19 protein-coding genes and 1 pseudogene are annotated in these 19944 nt (G+C 60.7%); 16 read left to right on the top strand and 4 right to left on the bottom strand.

Annotated features, from left to right (window positions below; genetic code table 11):
• Positions 1-189 precede the first annotated feature (189 nt).
• Positions 190-429 (top strand): hypothetical protein, encoded by a 240-nt coding sequence (locus AC1D2N_RS24335; RefSeq protein WP_032990312.1) that lies wholly within the window; start codon positions 190-192, stop codon positions 427-429.
• 222 nt (positions 430-651) lie between these two features.
• Here AC1D2N_RS24335 and AC1D2N_RS24330 read toward each other — a convergent pair whose 3' ends face one another.
• From AC1D2N_RS24330 to AC1D2N_RS24320, 3 genes are all read right to left on the bottom strand, one after another.
• The gene (locus AC1D2N_RS24330; protein WP_018516940.1) at positions 652-1179 is read right to left on the bottom strand and encodes a sigma-70 family RNA polymerase sigma factor; all 528 of its coding nucleotides are present in this window, start codon (positions 1177-1179) and stop codon (positions 652-654) included.
• 563 nt (positions 1180-1742) lie between these two features.
• Complete coding sequence (locus AC1D2N_RS24325) at positions 1743-2063, bottom strand: hypothetical protein (protein ID WP_018516939.1); 321 nt, start codon at positions 2061-2063, stop codon at positions 1743-1745.
• A 163-nt stretch (positions 2064-2226) separates the two neighbouring features.
• Positions 2227-2931 (bottom strand): transcriptional regulator NanR, encoded by a 705-nt coding sequence (locus tag AC1D2N_RS24320; RefSeq protein ID WP_018245449.1) that lies wholly within the window; start codon positions 2929-2931, stop codon positions 2227-2229.
• A gap of 176 nt (positions 2932-3107) precedes the next feature.
• Between AC1D2N_RS24320 and oiaX the strand changes: the two genes are divergently transcribed.
• From oiaX to dhaL, 11 genes are all read left to right on the top strand, one after another.
• Positions 3108-4361, top strand: a complete 1254-nt coding sequence (oiaX, locus tag AC1D2N_RS24315; RefSeq protein WP_477982166.1) for a 3-oxo-isoapionate-4-phosphate decarboxylase OiaX — start codon at positions 3108-3110, stop codon at positions 4359-4361.
• Positions 4362-4366: 5 nt separating this feature from the next.
• The gene (locus tag AC1D2N_RS24310) at positions 4367-5704 is read left to right on the top strand and encodes a four-carbon acid sugar kinase family protein (RefSeq protein ID WP_018516937.1); all 1338 of its coding nucleotides are present in this window, start codon (positions 4367-4369) and stop codon (positions 5702-5704) included.
• Positions 5705-5835: 131 nt separating this feature from the next.
• The gene (locus tag AC1D2N_RS24305; protein WP_018516936.1) at positions 5836-6663 is read left to right on the top strand and encodes a phosphogluconate dehydrogenase C-terminal domain-containing protein; all 828 of its coding nucleotides are present in this window, start codon (positions 5836-5838) and stop codon (positions 6661-6663) included.
• 100 nt (positions 6664-6763) lie between these two features.
• Positions 6764-7705: a D-ribose ABC transporter substrate-binding protein gene (locus tag AC1D2N_RS24300; protein WP_003550404.1), complete on the top strand. Its 942-nt coding sequence runs from the start codon at positions 6764-6766 to the stop codon at positions 7703-7705.
• Positions 7706-7778: 73 nt separating this feature from the next.
• Positions 7779-8423 (top strand): DUF2291 family protein, encoded by a 645-nt coding sequence (locus AC1D2N_RS24295; protein WP_018516935.1) that lies wholly within the window; start codon positions 7779-7781, stop codon positions 8421-8423.
• Positions 8420-9970, top strand: coding sequence for a sugar ABC transporter ATP-binding protein (locus tag AC1D2N_RS24290; RefSeq protein ID WP_477982163.1), 1551 nt, complete (start codon positions 8420-8422; stop codon positions 9968-9970). The genes AC1D2N_RS24295 and AC1D2N_RS24290 overlap by 4 nt, the downstream gene beginning before the upstream one ends.
• A complete protein-coding gene (locus AC1D2N_RS24285; protein ID WP_018516933.1) occupies positions 9967-11031 on the top strand; it encodes an ABC transporter permease in 1065 nt (354 codons plus the stop codon). The genes AC1D2N_RS24290 and AC1D2N_RS24285 overlap by 4 nt, the downstream gene beginning before the upstream one ends.
• 1 nt (position 11032) lies before the next feature.
• Positions 11033-12067 (top strand): Gfo/Idh/MocA family protein, encoded by a 1035-nt coding sequence (locus tag AC1D2N_RS24280; protein WP_018245457.1) that lies wholly within the window; start codon positions 11033-11035, stop codon positions 12065-12067.
• Positions 12064-13947 (top strand): D-apionate lactonase, encoded by a 1884-nt coding sequence (gene apnL, locus AC1D2N_RS24275; RefSeq protein ID WP_477982161.1) that lies wholly within the window; start codon positions 12064-12066, stop codon positions 13945-13947. The genes AC1D2N_RS24280 and apnL overlap by 4 nt, the downstream gene beginning before the upstream one ends.
• A 57-nt stretch (positions 13948-14004) precedes the next feature.
• Positions 14005-15009 (top strand): dihydroxyacetone kinase subunit DhaK, encoded by a 1005-nt coding sequence (locus AC1D2N_RS24270; protein WP_018516931.1) that lies wholly within the window; start codon positions 14005-14007, stop codon positions 15007-15009.
• Positions 15010-15012: 3 nt separating this feature from the next.
• Complete coding sequence (gene dhaL, locus AC1D2N_RS24265; RefSeq protein WP_018516930.1) at positions 15013-15657, top strand: dihydroxyacetone kinase subunit DhaL; 645 nt, start codon at positions 15013-15015, stop codon at positions 15655-15657.
• A 46-nt stretch (positions 15658-15703) separates the two neighbouring features.
• On the opposite strand, the gene AC1D2N_RS24260 is transcribed toward dhaL, so the two are convergent.
• Positions 15704-15841, bottom strand: a complete 138-nt coding sequence (locus AC1D2N_RS24260) for a hypothetical protein (protein ID WP_020572901.1) — start codon at positions 15839-15841, stop codon at positions 15704-15706.
• Positions 15842-15963: 122 nt separating this feature from the next.
• Here AC1D2N_RS24260 and AC1D2N_RS24255 point away from each other — a divergent pair, with 122 nt between their 5' ends.
• The 4 genes and pseudogenes from AC1D2N_RS24255 (at position 15964) to AC1D2N_RS24240 (ending at position 18960) form a co-directional block, all read left to right on the top strand.
• Positions 15964-16731: an SDR family NAD(P)-dependent oxidoreductase gene (locus tag AC1D2N_RS24255; protein WP_018516929.1), complete on the top strand. Its 768-nt coding sequence runs from the start codon at positions 15964-15966 to the stop codon at positions 16729-16731.
• Positions 16718-17005, top strand: a pseudogene (locus AC1D2N_RS24250) (IS5/IS1182 family transposase); the annotation flags it as partial. The gene AC1D2N_RS24255 and the pseudogene AC1D2N_RS24250, both read left to right, overlap by 14 nt.
• A 251-nt stretch (positions 17006-17256) precedes the next feature.
• Positions 17257-17766 (top strand): GNAT family N-acetyltransferase, encoded by a 510-nt coding sequence (locus AC1D2N_RS24245; protein WP_018245462.1) that lies wholly within the window; start codon positions 17257-17259, stop codon positions 17764-17766.
• Positions 17767-18048: 282 nt separating this feature from the next.
• Positions 18049-18960 carry a protein-L-isoaspartate O-methyltransferase family protein gene (locus AC1D2N_RS24240; RefSeq protein WP_018516927.1) on the top strand — a complete coding sequence of 304 codons (912 nt, stop codon included), beginning with the start codon at positions 18049-18051 and terminating at the stop codon, positions 18958-18960.
• Positions 18961-19944: the final 984 nt, after the last annotated feature.

The following is a 19944-nucleotide window of genomic DNA, read 5'->3' as shown; positions in this document are numbered from 1 at the left end:
TGTCGCCAGTGCGCCCACGGCCCCTCTGCGAGCGTCCGATAGAGAAGGATCGCAGAACAGGCGCCCGGCGGCTGCGACGACCGAAAAGGATTTTCCTGGAAAGTAACCGAGAAGCAAACCGCCGTGAGCGTGCTGTGCATTGAGGGCACAGACGCCGTGCTCGGCAGGAGGTGCACTGTGATATATTTTATGGCTGTCGCGGAGCGAGCGTTTGCCTCCGCTCTCGAGGCGATGACGGATGAAGAGCTCTTCACAATGATGGCTGATCTGGAAATCCGCAGTGAAACCTGGGTTAAGCCTTCGCCTCATGACGAAGACTTCGCAAAAATCGTTCTGACCGAAAGCGCCATAGAAAGACGTTTCCCTGGACAAATGTTAAAGCCGTACAAGGAGTGGCAAATCCGCCGAGCGCGTCGGAATTGCGCTTGAAACACGCATTGGGACAGGCCTATTTGTTTGGCTGGCCGGCCCCCGGGCGACTAAGCCCAGCCAGCCCTCGCATACAACGAAGCCGATAGCATCACGTGAAGGCTCTGGAGACGCCTGGTGCGGAACCATCAATCCTCGGGTGGAATAAGGAGTTGCCCACCTGGAAGTGCAAAACCTCGGTGACGCTAGCTCCCCGATCGAATCTCCTGGCTGCAAGCGTGGTTAGTCAAGGAGTTGGTTTCCCAGCATCAACAGCAAGGACTCGCGGGCGCGGCTCACGCGGCTTTTCAATGTGCCGATTCGGCACCCACACATCCTGGCGGCGTCCACGTAACTCGTTCCGGTAGCCACTAGCGTTAGGGCGCGGCGCCTGTCGTCGGGAAGAAGAGTTAGTGCATGTTGCAACTCCCGCTCCCGTAGCGCCCACTCCTGGGCTGGCGCGATTGAAACCTGTTCCATCGCCACGTCCAGTCCAGCCGGCTCCCGTCTTTGCTTGCGATAATTGGTGCAGAACGTGTTTCGAAGAATCGTGAAAAGCCAGGACTTGAGCGAGGTGCCTGGGTGGTAGAGATGGAGCGAGTTTAAGGCCTTCATCAGTGTTTCTTGCACGAGATCATCGATATCGTCCTCGTTGCGCAGGAACCTTCTGGCGAAGGCGCGTAATGCCGGCGTCAGCTCAACGATCTTTAGTTCGATTGCGGAAGTTTGTTTGCTATGAGAAGCAGAGTGTACTGCAGATAAAGACGTCATTTTTCTCTCCTTGGATGAAAAGGAAAGTTCTGGACGTCCTAATCGTTGCCGTACGGTAACGGACCGTAGACGCCGTCCTCCGCAGGGCCTGCCCGCGATTGCCACCGTTTGCGTCGAACGCAGCCGATCTCGGGAACTAGGGGCTCGTTCGGATCATCACCGAGTACGCTCGGTCGGCCGAGGCCGACCAAATCATGGAGGAGTTCGATGGCTCGGTCGCCTTTAAGGTCGACCTGATTTCTTCCGCGCGGGCGAGCGCGATGAGATAGCCCCCTACGGCAGTTGATCGCGTGAGCAAAGCAGCACGATCCTTCCCCTAGCCGCAGGCAACACTCGCCGAAGAAGAGGCAACCGACAGGAAACCGACGGAGCGCCGCACTGTCGTCCGCAAACGCTAGGAAGGGAGCGCTTTAAACCATCACGCCGGTGACGGTCAGCGCCTCGGCGGCCGGCTTCCTAGAGTTCCTCACGAACAAACCCGCCCCGTGAACTGACCCCAGAAAATTGGACATCCAACCTCGGGGATCAGTTCACGGAGCGGGGTTTTTTCGTGAAGCGGCCGATCAATTATTATGCGCGGCGCAGGCCTCATCCATCGGGGTCGCGTTGCTCGTGCCGCCTTGTGTCTGGAGTTTGGCGGAGTTGTTGACCGGATTGGGGCACTTGGTCCTGTCGGTTTTCATTGTGCCGGTGCTCGTGGAGCCCGTCGTGGTGGTATCGGTCGCCATCGGCTTTTTGGCCTTCATATTGCCGCTTGCACCGCCACCCTGATCGGCCTGGTTTTTATCGATCGTGGCGCCGGCCGGTGCCGGATTGGATTGGGCGAAGGCAGACGTGGCCATGCCGATGGAAAGAAGCGAAGCTGCTACGAGTTTCATACGCATCTGATGTCCTCCTTAGGATCTTTGCGTGATTATTCAGAACCTCGCCGGCGCGTCATTGTTCCGCAGTTGCTGCTTACAAATATGCCATAGCTTCAGAAGCCGCGGGCGCGACCGAGGATCAACGGTGAGATGGGATCAGGAGACGAGCGATGGAGGCGCGACACTACTTAGCGTAAAGCGCTCGCGACCGCTCGAGATGCTTGAGAAGTGCCGTTTCCGAGCCATCCACGTCGTTTGCTTCAAGGCGGTCGACGATTTCGTCGTGTTCGGCGAGCGTGAACTTTTCCTTGCCGGTCCAGATCAGCATTTCGGTATGATATTCCTTCAACCAGGCAAGCATGGCTTCGCTGACGGCGACGTAGATCGGGTTGCCTGATATCTGCGCGATGCGGGTGTGGAATTCCATGTCCGCGTCGATGAACTCTTCGGCCCGTCCAAGCGACATTCGCTGGCGTTCGATGATGTTCCTGAGGTCGGCGATATCATTTGCGGACGCCCGCTGCGCGGCCTCGCGCGCCATGCCCCGCTCGAAGAAGATGCGGGCGCTCTTGAGGTATTCCAACGAATCCGACGATTGCGACAGCATGATCTTGGCGGTGAGATCGACCTGGCGGAATATCGATTTCGCCGTCAGCCTGAGGACCTTCGCCCGCTCACCGTGCGAAATGTTGACGAGACCTTTGTTGGCAAGGGACTGCATGGCCTCCCTGATCGCCGGCCGGCCGACGCCGAAGCGTTCCATCAGTACGCGCTCGGAGGGCATTTCGTCGCCGGGCTGAAGCTCGCCCGACGTGATCATTCGCTCAAGTCGATCAAACACTTCGTCAGAGAGTTTCCGGCGGACGATTTGTTCGAGGGGCTGTGTCATCACATCTCGCTGGCTCAAAATGTTTCCTCCTAACAGTTTTCCGGGTCGAGAACAAAGCCGCCGGCGAAAATTGCGGGTGCGAAGATTCTACTTTCAATAAGTTGGAATACTCATTATACCAGATCATGAGTTGACGCCATGGCAATGTGGCGGCGAGAGGAGCAACCGTCCGTTTCATGATGATTAGCCTGACCTATCGTATCGAAACGCCCGGCAGCGTCGAGGCAATGGCGGACAAGATCGCGAGCGACCAGTCGACCGGCACCTTCGTGCCCGTTCCCGGCGAAACCGAAGAGCTGAAGTCGCGTGTTGCCGCCCGCGTGCTGGCAATCCGCCCACTCGAAGATGCGCGTCATCCGACCTGGCCCGAGGTCGCCGGCACGCTGCTCAATCGGGCCGATGTCGACATTGCCTTTCCGTTGGAGGCGATCGGGACCGATCTTTCGGCACTGATGACCATTGCGATCGGCGGCGTTTATTCCATCAAGGGCATGACCGGCATCCGCATCGTCGACATGACGCTGCCCGACGCCTTCAAAAGCGCGCATCCCGGACCGCAGTTCGGCATTCCTGGAAGCCGCCGCCTCACCGGCGTCGAAGGCCGCCCCATCATCGGAACGATCGTCAAGCCGGCGCTTGGCCTCAGGCCACACGAGACGGCGGAACTCGTCGGCGAGCTGATCTCATCCGGCGTGGACTTCATCAAGGATGACGAAAAACTGATGAGCCCGGCCTATTCGCCGCTCAGGGACCGCGTTGCGGCGATCATGCCGCGCATTCTCGATCACGAGCAGAAGACCGGCAGGAAGGTCATGTATGCCTTCGGCATCTCGCATGCCGACCCCGACGAGATGATGCGCAACCACGATATCGTCGCCAAGGCCGGCGGCAACTGCGCCGTCGTCAACATCAACTCGATCGGCTTCGGCGGCATGAGCTTTCTGCGCAAGCGCTCGAATCTGGTGCTGCACGCGCATCGAAACGGTTGGGACGTGCTGACACGCGACCCCGGCGCCGGCATGGATTTCAAGGTCTACCAGCAGTTCTGGCGGCTGCTGGGCGTCGACCAATTCCAGATCAACGGCATCAGGGTCAAATATTGGGAGCCGGACGACAGCTTCGTCTCATCCTTCAAGGCCGTCAGTACGCCGCTGTTTAATGCCTCGGATTGCCCGCTTCCGGTTGCCGGGTCGGGCCAGTGGGGAGGGCAGGCGCCGGAGACCTATCAGCGAACCGGCCGGACCGTCGATCTTCTCTATCTCTGCGGCGGCGGCATCGTCAGCCACCCCGGTGGCCCGGCGGCCGGCGTTCGCGCGGTGCAGCAGGCCTGGCAGGCCGCAGTCGCAGACATCCCGCTAGAGATCTACGCCAGGGAGCACCCGGAACTCGCCGCCTCGATTGCAAAATTTAGCGACGGCAAGGGTGCGTGACCGCGATGGATGGACTTCTCGTCAGCTATTACGGCGATGACTTTACTGGCTCCACCGATGTGATGGAGGCCCTGGCCTCGAACGGTGTGTCGACCGTGCTCTTCCTCGACGTTCCGACGCCGGAACTGCTTGCACGCTTTAGCGATTGCCGGGCAATCGGCATTGCCGGGACAAGCCGCAGCGAGACGCCCGCATGGATGGGAGAGCACCTTACGCGCGCTTTCGCATGGCTGAATTCGCTTGGCGCCGCCATCTGCCACTACAAGGTCTGCTCGACCTTCGATTCCAGCCCCGAGATCGGCAATATCGGCAAGGCGATCGAAATAGGCCGTACGGTCTTCAGGCAATCCGTCGTACCGGTCATCGTCGGCGCGCCGCAACTGAAGCGCTACACGGCATTCGGCAACCTCTTTGCCGCTTACCAGGGCCGGGTCTTTCGCATCGATCGCCATCCTGTCATGAGCCGTCATCCGGTGACCCCGATGGACGAGGCGGACCTTGCCGTTCACTTGTCGAAGCAAACCCTGCTTCCCGTCCTGGTCGCCGATCTTATCGCGATCACCGCGGCTGACGCCGATGCGGGTATCGACGGTCTGGCGTCGGGTTCCGAGGGGATTCTGCTCATCGATGTCGATTCCGAGGCGACGCAGGAGGCCGCGGGTCGGCAGTTGCTTCGTGTCGCCAGCCGCTCGGGGAGCTTCGTCGCCGGCTCCTCGGGGGTCGAATATGCCCTGCTCAGCGCATGGCGGCGGAGCGGCTTCATCGGCGAAAGCAAAGCCGAGTTTCCCGATATCGGCCCGGCCGACCGCCTCGCCGTCGTGTCGGGCAGCGTATCGCCGACGACCGAGCGCCAGATCCGGACGGCTGTCGAGAATGGCTTCGAGAGTATCGCGCTCGATCCGCTTGCACTGGTCTCGGAGCAAGGCGAGGGCGCGGTGAGTGCTGCGGTAGAGGCGGGAACCGAGAAGCTCAGGCAAGGCAAGAGCGTCATTCTTTACACGGCGCTTGGACCGTCTGCAGACCGGGGCGCCGACATCGACAAGCTTCCGGGTGCTCGTCACCGGCTCGGAAGCGCGCTCGGCACGATCTTGCGCCGCCTGATCGAGAACGAAGGGCTTTCGCGTGCGGTCGTCGCCGGCGGCGACACATCAAGTCACGCACTCAGGCAGTTGAAGATCGACGCGCTGACGACGCTTCTTCCGCTTCCCCAGACGCCGGGTTCTCCGCTTTGCCTCGCGCATGGCGACTATCAGCCGACCAACGGCCTGCAGATTGCGCTCAAAGGCGGCCAGGTCGGGACGGACGGCTATTTCGTCCAGATCCGTGAGGGGAGGAAGCACTGATGGTTTCCTCCGGCATCGGCCGAAATGTGCGATCGCGGAAAAACGTGATTCCAACGATTAAGTAGTGATATGGTGATTGACTCATCATACCAGTGTATGATCCTATTGATAACGGAACAGGTGAGGAAAACATGACTAAGATTGCCCTCTTCGGCGCAGGCGGAAAAATGGGATACCGGCTTGCCAAAAACCTCAAAGGCTCGCGTTTCGAGGTGCGCCATGTCGAGGTGAGCGACGCAGGCAAGGCCCGTTTGAAGAATGATCTCGGCCTTGATTGCCTACCCGTCGATGCCGCACTCGATGGCGCCGATGTGGTGATCCTTGCCGTGCCGGATACGGCGATCGGCAAAGTGGCGGCAGGCATCGCCGACAAGCTCACATCAGGCACGATGGTGATCGCGCTGGACGCAGCGGCTCCCTTTGCCGGCCACCTGCCGAAGCGCGACGATCTTACCTACTTCGTCACCCATCCCTGCCATCCGCCGATCTTCAACGACGAGACGGAGATGCAGGCCAAGAAGGACCATTTCGGCGGCCTGTTCGCCAAGCAGCACATCGTCTCGGCGCTCATGCAGGGTCCCGAGAGCGCCTATGCGCTTGGCGAGGAAATCGCCAAACTCATCTGGGCTCCGGTCATGCGCTCGCACCGGGTCACGGTCGACCAGCTTGCCATGCTCGAACCGGGTTTGTCGGAAACCGTCTGCGCATCGCTGCTCGTCGTCATGCGGCAGGCCATGGACGAATGCGTGGCACGCGGCGTGCCTGAACAGGCTGCCCGCGACTTCCTGCTCGGCCATATGAACGTGCTCGGCGCGGTCATCTTCAAGGAAGTCGACGGCGTGTTCTCGGATGCCTGCAACAAGGCGATCGAGTTCGGCATCCCGGCGCTGATGCGCGACGACTGGAAAAAGGTATTCGAACCGCAGGAGATCGCCGAAAGCATCCGGCGCATCACCTGAACCGGCATGGGGAGGCGAGCCCTCCCCCTTCAACTGCCCCGAGGAGACGGGGTTAGCCGCTCCGGGAAGTCGGGGCTTCATTCACAACAGGGAGGAAAATATGAAACTGACGCGCAGACTGACACTTGCAGCTTTTGCCGGCGCCCTCGCGCTTGGTACGGCTCTTCCGGCCTTTTCGGCCGATCTCATCGCCATCATCACGCCGGCGCATGACAATCCCTTCTTCAAGGCCGAAGCCGTCGGCGCCGAAGCCAAGGCCAAGGAGCTCGGCTACGAGACGCTGCTCATGACGCATGACGACGACGCCAACAAGCAGTCGGAAATGATCGACACGGCGATCGGGCGCGGCGCCAAGGCGATCATTCTCGACAATGCCGGAGCCGACGCCTCCGTCGCGGCCGTCAAGAAGGCAAAGGATGCGGGCATTCCCTCCTTCCTGATCGACCGCGAAATCAACGCGACGGGCGTTGCCGTCGCCCAGATCGTCTCGAATAACTATCAGGGCGCCCAGCTCGGGGCGCAGGAATTTGTCAAGCTGATGGGCGAGAAGGGCAATTACGTCGAGCTGGTGGGCAAGGAGTCCGACACCAATGCCGGCATCCGCTCGCAAGGCTATCACGACGTCATCGACGACTATCCGGACCTGAAGTCCGTCGCCAAGCAGTCGGCCAACTGGAGCCAGACGGAAGCCTATTCGAAGATGGAAACCATCCTCCAGGCAAATCCCGACATCAAGGGCGTCATTTCAGGGAATGACACGATGGCCATGGGCGCGATCGCGGCACTGCAGGCGGCCGGCCGCAAGGACGTGATTGTCGTCGGCTTCGACGGTTCCAACGACGTGCGCGACTCCATCAAGTCGGGCGGCATCAAGGCAACGGTCCTGCAGCCCGCCTATGCGCAGGCTCAGTTGGCGGTAGAACAGGCAGACGCCTACATCAAGAACAAGACGACGCCAAAGGAAGAGAAGCAGTTGATGGATTGCGTTCTCATCAATGCCGACAATGCCGGCAAACTCGAAACCTTCGCCCTGACGAACTGATCAGCCGCGAATTGCGAAGGGCGCAGCGCTGCGCCCTCCGCAATGCATTTCGCAAGACGTCGAGGTTTAAAGCATGTTGAGAATGAAGGGCGCCCTGCTCGCTGCCGTCGTGGCGGCAGCCTTGCCCGGTTGCAAGATCATCAAGACGCCGACGGCTGAGGAAAAGGCTGCGGCAGCGGCCAAGACCGCCTTCGACCCGAATGCAAAGGTCGAGGCGATCTGGCAGTCCGAGGCCGTGCCCTATTTCGAGAAGCGCGCCGGCGACCTCAAAGACGTCATGCAGCTTTCCGCCTCCAGCCCCGACGCGGCCGGCGAGAAATACGGCAATCCCCGCAAGCAGAGCAGCTCGCCATGGACCTATGCGGTGAAGATCACCGGCAAGATTGTCGCGGCCGATACGGCCTCTCGCGCGGCAACGCTCGATGTCGACGCAGATGGCGACGGCAAGGCCGAAGCCAAGGTGCAGATCGGGCCGGCGCTGCGGGGCACGGCGCTGCGCGACACATTGGAGTTCGTCAATTTCAACGAATTCAAGAACCAGATCGAGTGGGCGCAGTTTGGCAAAGCCTTCAACGAGAAGGCCAATACCTCCTTTCTCTCCGCCATCCCGCGTGAGGGCCTCGCCGGCAAGACGGTAACCGCGATCGGCGCCTTTCCGCTGCCGAAGAGCGGCGAGCTGCCGCTCATAACGCCTTCGGAACTGAAGGTCGGCCCATGACCACAGGAGAGGCACAAAAGGACGATGTCATCCTGCGCCTCGACGACGTGTCGAAGGTCTATTCGGGTATCGTCGCCGTCAAGCGCGCCAATCTCGAGCTGCGTCGCGGGGCAGTGAACGTCCTTGTCGGCGAAAACGGCGCAGGCAAATCGACGCTGATGAAGATCATCGCCGGTGTCGAGCGTCCGACGCTCGGCCGCATCATCCTGGATGGCAAGCCCGTATCCTTCGACAGCCCTGCGGACGCGCAAGCGCATGGCATCGGGATGATCTTCCAGGAACTCAATCTCTTCGCCAACATGTCGGTCGCAGAAAACATCTTCGCCAGGCGCGAAATCACCCGCGGTATCCTCGGCATCGATCACAAGGCGCAGGTCCAAAAGGCCAATGCGTTTTTGAAGCGTCTCGATGCCGGGATCGAGGCCGATACGATGGTCGAGGATTTGCCGATCGGCCAGCAGCAGCTCGTCGAGATCGCCAAGGCGATGTCGTTGAATGCCCGGATCCTGATCATGGACGAGCCGACCTCGGCTCTTTCGGCGGCCGAGGTCGAGATCCTGTTCAAGGTGATCGCGGAACTGAAGGCCCAGGGCGTGGYGATCGTCTATATCTCGCACCGGCTCGAAGAGCTGATGCGGATCGGCGACTACATCACGGTGCTGCGTGACGGCCAGATCACCGGCGAGGCCATGGTCCGCGACATCGATACACGCTGGATCGTGCGTTCGATGATCGGCTCGGATGCCAAGGATTTTGCAAAATCCGTGAATCACGCCATCGGAGCTGAGGTCTTTCGTGCCGAAAACATCAGCCTGCCGCGGCCGACGGGCGGGCTCTCGGTCAACGATGTCTCCCTGTCGGTCAAGGCAGGCGAAATCCTCGGCATCTATGGCCTGATGGGTGCGGGACGCAGCGAATTCTTCGAATGCGTGATCGGGCGTCACACGCACTCGACCGGCAAGATCTTCATCGACGGCAAGCAGGTTCGCGCCCGCGACACCACGCGACGTATCCGCCGCGGCCTTGCGCTCATTCCGGAAGACCGGCAGCGGGAAGGTCTGGTCCAGGTCCTCTCGATTGCCTCCAACCTGACGCTGGCGAGCCTTGGCCGCTTCACCCGGCTCTTCCATATCGACAGGCGTGCGGAGAAGAATGCCATTCGTGATGCGATCCGCGATCTCTCGATCAAGGCACCGAACCCGGATTTCGAGGTGACCTCGATGTCAGGGGGCAATCAGCAGAAGGTCGTCATCGGTAAGGCGTTGATGACCAATCCGAAGGTGCTTCTGATGGATGAACCGAGCCGCGGCATCGATGTCGGCGCCAAGGCCGATGTCTTCCGCACCATGCGGCGGCTGGCGGCAAACGGGCTTGCCATTCTGTTTTCGACTTCCGACCTCGAAGAGGTCATGGCGCTTTCCGATCGCATCGCGGTTTTGAGCAACGGCCAGCTGGTCGCCGTCTTCGACCGGAACGAGGCCACCGAAGAAGCCATCATTGCGGCTTCTGCCAAGGGACACGGACATCAAGGGAAACTCGCGTCATGATGGCGGCTACATCAACTATTCTCACGCCGAAAGGCGCCAACGGCTCCGTGCTTCTGACGCTGATGAAGCTCAGGACCTTCATCGCGCTGTTTGCCGTCATCATCTTCTTTGCGATCTTCGCACCGAACTTCACCTCGACGGCGAACATGATCCTGATGTCGAAGCATGTGGCGCTGAACGCGTTCCTGGCGATGGGCATGACCTTCGTCATCATCACCGGCGGCATCGATCTCTCGGTCGGATCGATCGTCGGTCTTTGCGGCATGGTCGCGGGCGGTCTGATCCTTTACGGCATCGAATTGCCGATTGGCTACACCATCTTTTTCAACCTTTTCGAGATCGTGCTGATCACCCTGTCGATCGGCCTGCTCATCGGTCTGATCAACGGTCTGCTGATCACCAAGCTCAACGTCGCGCCCTTCATCGCCACGCTTGGTACGCTCTATATCGCCCGCGGTCTCGCCCTGCTGTCATCGGACGGCCAGACCTTTCCGAACCTTGTCGGCCGGCCTGAATATGCAACGACCGGCTTCGATTTCTTCGGCGCGGGACGCATTCTCGGCCTGCCGGTGTCGATCTGGATCCTGATCGTGCTTGCGCTGCTGGCCGCCTATGTCGCCCGCTCGACACCGATCGGTCGTCACATCTTCGCCGTCGGCGGCAATGAGCGGGCTGCGCGCATGTCCGGTATCCGGGTCGATGTCGTCAAGATCTTCGTCTACATGTTCTCCGGACTTTGCGCGGCCATCGTCGGCGTCGTCATCTCCTCCGAACTGATGGCAGCCCATCCGGCAACCGGCGAAAGCTTCGAACTCAATGCGATCGCCGCAGCCGTGCTCGGCGGCACCTCGATGTCGGGCGGCCGCGGCACGATCGGCGGCACGATCATTGGAGCCTTCGTCATCGGCATCCTCTCCGACGGATTGGTGATGATGGGCGTTTCCTCCTTCTGGCAGATGGTCATCAAGGGCCTCGTCATCATCATTGCCGTCGTCGTCGACCAGGCGCAACGCCGCCTGCAGCAGCGCGTTACCCTCATGCAGATGGCAAAGGCAGGTTGAGATGACGGAATTAAAAGGAGCTTTGATCGGTTGCGGCTTCTTTGCGATAAACCAGATGCATGCCTGGAATGACGTTCGAGGTGCCGGCATTGTCGCGATCTGCGATCGCGACCCAGAGCGGCTGAAGCTCGTCGGCGATCAGTTCGGCATCAATCGCCGCTATGGCGATGCCGAGGCGTTGTTCGCCGATGGCGGTTTTGATTTCGTCGACATTGCCACGACCGTCCAAAGTCACCGTACCCTCGTCGAAATGGCGGCCGCGAACAAGGTGCCGGCCATCTGCCAGAAGCCGTTCGCCAAGACCTTGTCGGATGCGAAGGCGATGGTCGAGGCGTGCCGCAACGCCGGCATACCGCTAATGGTGCACGAGAACTTTCGCTGGCAGACGCCGATCCAGGCGGTGCGGAAGACGCTGGAGGCCGATGCCATCGGCACGCCCTTCTGGGGCCGTTTCTCCTTCCGTTCGGCCTACGACGTCTTTTCCGGTCAGCCCTATCTCGCCGAGGGCGAACGGTTCATTATTGAAGACCTTGGCATCCATACGCTCGATATCGCGCGCTATATCCTTGGCGACGTTCGATCGCTCACGGCCCGCACCAAGCGGGTCAATCCCATCATCAAGGGCGAGGATGTCGCGACCATTCTGCTCGATCACGAAAACGGCGCCACGTCGGTCGTCGACGTCAGCTACGCCACCAAGCTTTCCAGGGAGCCATTCCCCGAGACCTTGATCGAGCTCGACGGTTCGGAAGGCACGATCCGCCTGACCCAGGGTTACGGCCTCGAAGTCACCAACGCCAAGGGCACCACGACCACGGACGTGTCTCCGAAGCTGCTGTCATGGGCCTCGCGGCCCTGGCACAACATCCAGGAGAGCGTCTATACGATCCAGCAGCATTGGGTCGATCAGTTGGAACGCGGCGCGGAACACTCGACGTCAGGGGCTGACAATCTGAAAACTTTTGCGCTCGTCGAGGCCGCCTATGACAGTGCGGCCAGGGGACAGACGATCGATGTCGGAGCGATGCTGCGATGACGGTCGATGCGTTCCAGCTCTACGGCACTCGCCTCGTCGAAACGCCGCCGATTCGGCTGAGAGCGGGAAAACTGGAAGCCGATCTCGCCAACGGCAACCTCCGCACCATCCGCTACGACGGGACCGAGGTGCTGCGAGCGATTTCCTATCTCGTTCGCGACCGGGACTGGGGCACCTACAGCCCTGAAATCACCGATCTCCGCATCGAGCAGAGTGACGATCGCTTCGAGGTCGCCTATCTCGCCCGCTGCGAGGGACCCGACGATACCAGGCTTGTCATTGACGTTCGCATCAGCGCAACTGCGGACCGGCTCGACTTCGAGGCTGAGGCCATCGCCTCGACCGGCTTCGAGACCAACCGCTGCGGCTTCTGCATTCTGCACCCGATCGTCGGTTTGGCAGGTTCACCGGCGACGGTCGAGCATGTCGACGGGGAGGTCGTGGCAACACGGTTTCCCGATCTCATTGAGCCCTGGCAGCCGTTCAAGGACATGCGCGCCATCACCCACCTGGTCATGCCTGACGTTCAGGCGGAATGCCGGATGGAGGGCGACACCTTTGAAATGGAAGATCAAAGGAACTGGTCGGACGCATCCTATAAGACATATGTCAGGCCGCGCGCCCTGCCCTGGCCCTACCAGATTGCCGCCAATMAGCCTGTCCGTCAAAAGACGTCGCTTGTTATCAGGGATATCAACGGTGCCACACGGGATCCTTCGGCTGGGCTGTCAGTCGGCGCCATAAAACTCGAGCTCGGTGCGCGCACTGGCACCATGCCGGATATCGGCGTGATTATTACACCCGAAGAGGCCGATGCGACCCTCTTGGCAAAGTCCATCCTGACGGAGATCGCTCCTCAGGAACTCCTCTTCCATTTCGACCCGAGTGCCCGGCACGGCGTCGACGCGCTCAGGCGGTTCGCAGCAATCGCGACGGTCCATCGCGGCCGCTCGACGCTGGAGATTGCCCTTCCCTGCAAATTATCGCCGTCAAGCGAGACCGCCGAGATCGCCCGCCAAATGCAGCTGGCGGAATTCAAGCCCGATGCGATCATGATCTCGCCTTCGGTCGACCGGCAGTCGACGCCGCCCGGCAGCGCCTGGCCGGATTGCCCGCCTTTGGATGAAGTCTATACCGCCGCTCGCGCTGCCTTTCCCGGCATTCGCATTGGCGGCGGCATGCTGAGCTATTTCACCGAGCTCAACCGGAAGCGCGTCCCGGATGGACAGCTCGACTTCGTCAGCCACTGCACCAACCCGATCGTGCATGCGGCCGACGATCTCAGCGTCATGCAGACATTGGAAGCCCTGCCCTTCATCACCCGGTCTGTGCGTGCGATCTACGGCGACAAGCCCTACCGCATCGGCCCGTCGACGATCCCGATGCGGCAAAACCCCTATGGCAGCCGCACGATGGACAATCCGTCCGGCTCTCGCATACCCATGGCCAACCGCGACCCACGCCACAATGGACGCTTCGCGGAGGCTTTTGCATTCGGTTACGCGATACGGGTGCTGGATGCCGATCTGGAATGCCTGACGCTATCGGCCCTGACCGGTCCGTTCGGTTTGATCGCCGGTCCGGCGGAACCGACCGAACAAGGCGGCCGGCGCTCGCTGTTCAACACCATACGGACACTCTCCGCTTTGACTGGTGCATCCTGGCAGGAATGCGTCTCCTCCTCACCCTCTGAGGTCCTGTCTTTCGTTGCAAGGGATACTACAGGCGCCAGGCTGTACGTCGTCAATCTGACGAGCAAAGAGAGAAAGGTCGATTGCAGCGCATGCGGGCCGACCGGCAAGGACTCAAGCGGGCATCTGCTGCTTGCCCCATTGGCTGTCACCGTCTTGCCGCTGCAGCGCGACGTGCTGGCGGATTGACCTCCAGCGGTGCTGCTGCATCTATGCGATCGGGAACTCGCTCTCGGGAGGATCGATGTGAAGACGAAGAAGCTTATCAATTCCGGCGCCGATGCCGTCGATGAGATGCTGCAGGGGGTCCTGGCGGCCCATCCGCGCCATCTCTACGCGGTAGAGGACATGCCCCGCGCGATCGTCGCCAGAAACGGGCCGCGAAAGGGCAAGGTCGGATTGGTCATCGGTGGTGGCTCCGGGCACGAACCGACATTTCTGGGGTTCGTCGGCAAGGGGCTTGCAGACGCGGCCGCAATCGGCAACGTCTTCGCGTCGCCGCCGCCCGATCCGATTGTCGCCTGCGCCATGGCAGTCGACGGCGGCGCCGGTGTGCTGTTCATGTATGGCAATTATGCCGGCGACGTGATGAACTTCGACATGGCAGCCGAGATGCTGGCACTTGACGAGATCGAGGTACGCACCGTCCTGACCACGGATGACGTGGCGTCTGCTCCTCCCGATCAAAGGGATAGACGACGGGGCGTGGCGGGTAACGTCTTCATCTTCAAGGCCGCCGGCGCAGCGTGCGATCTTCTCTACTCGTTTGACGATGTCGAGCGCGCCGCCCGCCATGCCAATGCGCGAACCTATACGATGGGTGTCGCGCTTTCCCCATGTTCGCTGCCCCAGACCCTCCGGCCGAACTTCCTGATCGGCGAAGGGGAGATGGAGATCGGAATGGGCATCCACGGGGAGCCTGGCGTGGCGCGCGAGCCGCTGAGGCCGGCCGACGCGGTGACGGACGAACTCATGGACAGCATTCTTCGCGAAATGAACGCAGACCGGGGCGATCGTGTCGCGGTACTCGTCAATTCGCTGGGCTCGACCCCGATGATGGAACTCTACATCATGATGCGGCGCGTGAAGTCCCGGCTCGACGATGCCGGGCTCATCCTCCATACGTCGCTCGTCGGGAATTACTGCACCTCGCTCGAAATGGCCGGCGCGTCGATCACGGTCATGCATCTTGACGACGAGCTTCAGCGATTGATCGACCACCCCTGTGATTGCGCGATGTTTGCGAGGTAATCGATGACGTTTACGACCGAAGATCTGCAGCGCTTGTTTGCCGGGATTGCCGAGGATATTGCGGCGGAACGGGATCATCTTTGCGAACTGGACGGTGCCATTGGCGATGGGGATCACGGCCTTGCCATGGATGCGGGCTGCCAGGCCGCGGCGAAAGCGGTCGGCGAACTTGACGCCGGGATTGCCCCGACAACCCCATTCAACGTCGCGGCAAAGGCATTCCTGAATGCGGTCGGCGCTTCGTCCGGCCCGCTATATGCCACGGCCTTCATGCGCGCCGGAGCGGCCGCCAAAGGCAAGCAGACATTGAGCGATGACGACTTCCTCAGCGTCTTTGCGGCAATGGCGCAGGGAATCCAGGAACGCGGAAAGGCCGAACCCGGAGAAAAGACGATGGTTGACGCCTGGAAGCCCGCAGCCGACGCAGCACTCGATGCCCGGCAGTCGGGAAAGCCCCTCGCCCAATGCTTCGAGGCAGCGGAGCGGGCAGCGCGGGCAGGCTGTGAAGCGACCAGCAACATGACGGCGGCCAAGGGACGGGCTTCGCGATTGGGGGACCGCGTGATCGGGCACATCGATCCTGGTGCCGCGTCCGCCGTCATCATCATCTCCGCCATGGCCAAATTTGCTCAGCATCACGATGGTTAGGCCGTGAACTCATAAGTCTGCTGGACTGATAGCCTGACAGAGTCCGCTATGCCCCTATGGCCGACACGTTGCTGCGTAGCAGCGAGACGATGCTATGTGCCAAAAGCGGAATTGCCGATAAAGCAGGCTTGCGGCTGCCGGCTTGCCAGCCGAGATCACCAAAACTGAAGGCATCACCGATCATGGCATCCTAACGTTGATATGATCATCATGCCGATCCGGTCTTGCCGCGTTTGCCTGCAGGGAACATACCTAACCTCACAAAGCGGTATTTCCAATGGATGTCGGACTAGAGGAGCCCATGAAATGGATCTGCAGCTCACTGGCAAAAAGGCACTGGTAACCGGCTCGACTCGGGGGATTGGGCTTGCCATCGCTGAGCGTCTTGCGTTGGAGGGAGCCGACGTCGCGATTTGTGCCCGCAGCGGAGACGCCGTTGAGGACGCGGTCAAGGCACTAGAATCCAAGGGAGGCAAGGCCTGGGGCCGGGCCGTTGACGTCAAAGACCCAGCGGCACTTCGGAGCTGGGTTGGAAGCGCTGCGGCGGCGCTTGGGGGTGTCGACATTTTGGTGGCAAATGCCAGCGCTCTATCTTTCGGCCTTAGTATCGAGGCGTTCCAGTCGGCCTTCGACGTCGATCTGATCCACACTGTGACGGCAGTTGAGGCGGTTATGCCGCACCTTGAGCGATCACGGGCGGGGAGCATCGTCGCCATTGGCTCGATTGGGGGAGTCGAGGATTCAGAACTCAATGCTTACACAGAGGTATCCTATGGCGCCATAAAGGCTGCGCTGCACTTTTACATCAAGTCGCTCGCCCGGACCGTCGCGCCCAAGGGTATCCGAGCCAATGTCGTCAGCCCCGGTTCGACGTTCTTTGACGGTGGTGCCTGGGATCGAATCAAGAGCGAGCAACCCGAAGATTTTCGTAATGCGGTTGCCATGATCCCGATGGGCCGCATGGCGAGGCCCGAGGAGATCGCCAACGTCGTCGCATTCACGGCGAGCCCAGCGGCGAGCTACGTCAACGGCGCCAATCTGGTGGTTGACGGCGCCTTCACGCGACGCATCTAAGCTAACGTGTCACACGGGTGACGCCGTTCGGATTAGAGAGCTGGCTCGCCAGCAAGGAGCATGGGCGAACATTCCGTCGAAACGAAACCGCAAAGACCCGATCTGCTTCAGCCCCTATCTCTATCGCGCACGCAACCGGATCGAACGGTTCTTCAACAAAATTAAGCAATGTAGGCGTGTTGCGACCAGATACACCAAACTCGCGGCCAACTATCTGGCGTTCGTCAAATTCGCATCAATCCGAATTTGGCTACGCGGTAATGAGTCCACGCCGTATCTCATCGCGCCAGTTCCTATCTGCAATGGGCCTCGCTCGGCACCAGAAAACGGGCGAAGTCTTCATTCGAAACCGCCAAGGTTCATTTCTTCGACCGAAAGACGCAAAAGCTTTTGAGTGCCTGAACACCACGCGCGTAAAGCAGGTTCGTTGAACGCCGAACGGAATTTGCCCTTCCAGACGACATGGTGACTTGTACTCTCTAATTTTGCCAATAGGCTGTTGGTCGGAGACGAGGTAGCCAGGACATGCACATTCGAAGGGCCGTTTCTGCTGACGCGGAGGAGCTGAGCAGTCTCCTGAACGAGATCATCCGGGCCGGCGGAACAACCGCACTCGAGACACCGCTTTCGGCTGCCGAGTTCGCGGACTGGTTCATCGATGGCGAGTTTCCTCTTACCTGCCATGTCGCAGAGCACGATCAGTCGCTCGTCGGTTTTCAGTCGCTGAGCTTATACGGCGATCCGCCAAAAGGGTTCGCCGACATTGCGACCTTTGCCCGCATGAACCCAAGGACCGCAGGCGTCGGCAGCGCACTTTTTCCTGCAACCCGAGCGGCAGCGGAAGAGCTCGGGCTCGAATTCATCAATGCCACCATTCGCGCCGACAACGTCAGCGGCCTTGGCTATTACGCAAAGATGGGCTTCGAGACCTATGATCGACTGGTCCAGGTTCCGCTTCAGGACGGTACACCCGTCGACAGGATCAAGAAGCGTTTCAGAGTAGACACTAGGCACCGCGCGATACCCGACGCCTGAAACGTGTCGATGGCGCTGGGGAGTGCTTGGCATCCAAGGGCCGATGCCGCCTCTTTGCAGGCCACACTTTGATGTGCGGCGAAGAAGCTAAATTCTGCAGCCTGCGGAACATTAACCCTATGAAGTGACACCGTACTTTTCCTACATGGAAGCTAAATAACACTTACCTTCCGTCATAGGCTTCCTTGTCAAGTAAGACTATCCACCATCCATAAGGATCAGGCATCGGGATAGAGATGGATTTGGAGCCGCAAAGACGTAAAAAGGGAACAGATCAAAGCCATGCCCGGAGATTTGCCCATGCCGACTGCGATGTTCACGGCCGACGAATTGGCGGTGATCCGCCGCGCTTACGCCCATCAGGTAGTGGCAACCGCCGCCACGACGAACCCGCGGATCGAAGCTGCCTTTGCCACCGTCCCGCGCGAAAAATTTCTCGGTCCGCCGCCATGGCAGATCGCCAATATAGGCGGCGGATATCGCCCCCTCCCCTCCTCCGACGTGGTTCTGGCCTATCAGGACGTGCTATTCGCCCTGCTGACCGACAAGGGCATCAACAATGGCAGCCCCTCACTGCATGCCCGGCTCCTGGCAGAGCTAGACGTACAAATCGGCGACCGTATCGCCCATATCGGCGCCGGCACCGGCTACTATAGCGCCATTCTCGCAGAGTTGGTCGGCCCTGCTGGTCATGTCTATGCCGTCGAGATGGATCCGGATCTGGCCGCCCACGCTCAAGCAGCGCTGGCGGATCGAGCCAATGTCAGCGTCATCAACGCCGACGGCAGTCAATGGCCGCAGCAAGAGGTGGATGCGATCTATGTGAATTTCGCCGTCGCGCGGCCTGCTGAACCCTGGATCGAAAGACTGCGGCCTGGAGGGCGTCTGGTGCTGCCGCTCGGCGTGCCGCGCCAGGACCGACCGTCGAAAGGCGGCCGTCACGCGTCCCATGGCGCTGCGCTTCGTATCGTGCGCGGCGAGGGTGGATTTGCGGCGCGTTGGATCGGCGTAGCCTATTTCGTCTGCGCCAACGGTGGATTGTCAATCGACGATAACGAGATCGAGGCGCTGACCGCCGCCTTCAGACGCGGCGGCATCGAATTCGTCAAGAGCCTGCTCTGGAAGACGGACCCGCGGATAGGGCGCTGCTGGCATATCGGCGACCAATGGGCGCTCTGCTATGACGACGTCTGAGGAATCCGCACCGGTTCCGCAAAACCAACTGGCCCACCTCCATGGGGAACGAGAGCAATGCGGCGCGCGGCGGCATCGAAGAGACGTCCTCGACACCATTCTTCTTTCGACCGGCGCGATCAGCTAGCCGCACTTCTGACCACGATGACGGCGCAACTCTCAAGCACCCGGCGTAAGGCACAGGCGGCAACACGCTCGGAGCGCCGGCCTCGGATCTCGCGATCTCGAGGGTTAGTCCAGACCCACCACCGGCACCCTTCCCTGCCCGGTGCTGGAGGGCCGGCTGCGGAAATCACCATCCATCCTCTCTTGAATTCAGCAAGCGCGCGGCAAGGATCCGAGCCACCGCATACCGACTGAGATCGAGACCGGATTGGGTGCCGACGGCGTAATGAAGGGCAGCGGCCGGCGTGCGTCAGATATGGTGCACCAACATTTGACTTGATCCGCTCTAATAGACTGGAACGACATCACCAAGGCATTCGGCGCTTCCTCCTGGAAGGCGCCGCGCAGACCGGAAGCAGATGCCAGTAAGCGGTGGCGTCCGCGCCATCGTCGGTCGTGGCGCTCTTGGCGCGCGGCTTGTTCACAAGCGGTCTCGCGAGACAACCACGCGCGGCTCTTCTGCTGGAGTCGATGCGGCGGTCGCGGCATAAACCGGCGACGCAGACATCCCATCGCCGGCCCAAGCCTCCTCGACCTCGACAAATCTCGCGAGGTCGGATCGACACGAATGGAAGGCGGGGATGCGTTGCCTGTCCGACGGCAGGTTGCCAGAATGGCAAAAGCCCGGCGCGGGAGAGATGCGCCGGGCTTCGATAGTGACCGACAGCCTGGGAGGAGAAGTGCTGTCCGTCGGACCGAAGCGGCTAGGAGGGGAAAGCGCTTCGGTCCGTCACGAGGTAATGTCGCAATGCGGCAAATTCAAGCCTGACGATTGCGCGGATTTCGCAGAGGAGGCGCCAGGCGGATACGGCCTTCTCT

Source organism: Rhizobium sp. P1_B8 (assembly GCF_056406515.1).
This window is presented reverse-complemented; position numbering and strand designations above follow the sequence as displayed.

What these genes read in the sequence shown, in the direction of transcription:
- AC1D2N_RS24335 (WP_032990312.1), top strand. Translation starts at nt 190, where the DNA reads ATGGCTGTCGCGGAGCGAGCGTTTGCCTCCGCTCTCGAGGCGATGACG.
- AC1D2N_RS24330 (WP_018516940.1), bottom strand. Translation starts at nt 1,179, where the DNA reads ATGACGTCTTTATCTGCAGTACACTCTGCTTCTCATAGCAAACAAACT.
- AC1D2N_RS24325 (WP_018516939.1), bottom strand. Translation starts at nt 2,063, where the DNA reads ATGCGTATGAAACTCGTAGCAGCTTCGCTTCTTTCCATCGGCATGGCC.
- AC1D2N_RS24320 (WP_018245449.1), bottom strand. Translation starts at nt 2,931, where the DNA reads ATGACACAGCCCCTCGAACAAATCGTCCGCCGGAAACTCTCTGACGAA.
- oiaX (WP_477982166.1), top strand. Translation starts at nt 3,108, where the DNA reads ATGATGATTAGCCTGACCTATCGTATCGAAACGCCCGGCAGCGTCGAG.
- AC1D2N_RS24310 (WP_018516937.1), top strand. Translation starts at nt 4,367, where the DNA reads ATGGATGGACTTCTCGTCAGCTATTACGGCGATGACTTTACTGGCTCC.
- AC1D2N_RS24305 (WP_018516936.1), top strand. Translation starts at nt 5,836, where the DNA reads ATGACTAAGATTGCCCTCTTCGGCGCAGGCGGAAAAATGGGATACCGG.
- AC1D2N_RS24300 (WP_003550404.1), top strand. Translation starts at nt 6,764, where the DNA reads ATGAAACTGACGCGCAGACTGACACTTGCAGCTTTTGCCGGCGCCCTC.
- AC1D2N_RS24295 (WP_018516935.1), top strand. Translation starts at nt 7,779, where the DNA reads ATGTTGAGAATGAAGGGCGCCCTGCTCGCTGCCGTCGTGGCGGCAGCC.
- AC1D2N_RS24285 (WP_018516933.1), top strand. Translation starts at nt 9,967, where the DNA reads ATGATGGCGGCTACATCAACTATTCTCACGCCGAAAGGCGCCAACGGC.
- AC1D2N_RS24280 (WP_018245457.1), top strand. Translation starts at nt 11,033, where the DNA reads ATGACGGAATTAAAAGGAGCTTTGATCGGTTGCGGCTTCTTTGCGATA.
- dhaL (WP_018516930.1), top strand. Translation starts at nt 15,013, where the DNA reads ATGACGTTTACGACCGAAGATCTGCAGCGCTTGTTTGCCGGGATTGCC.
- AC1D2N_RS24260 (WP_020572901.1), bottom strand. Translation starts at nt 15,841, where the DNA reads ATGATCGGTGATGCCTTCAGTTTTGGTGATCTCGGCTGGCAAGCCGGC.
- AC1D2N_RS24255 (WP_018516929.1), top strand. Translation starts at nt 15,964, where the DNA reads ATGGATCTGCAGCTCACTGGCAAAAAGGCACTGGTAACCGGCTCGACT.
- AC1D2N_RS24245 (WP_018245462.1), top strand. Translation starts at nt 17,257, where the DNA reads ATGCACATTCGAAGGGCCGTTTCTGCTGACGCGGAGGAGCTGAGCAGT.
- AC1D2N_RS24240 (WP_018516927.1), top strand. Translation starts at nt 18,049, where the DNA reads ATGCCCGGAGATTTGCCCATGCCGACTGCGATGTTCACGGCCGACGAA.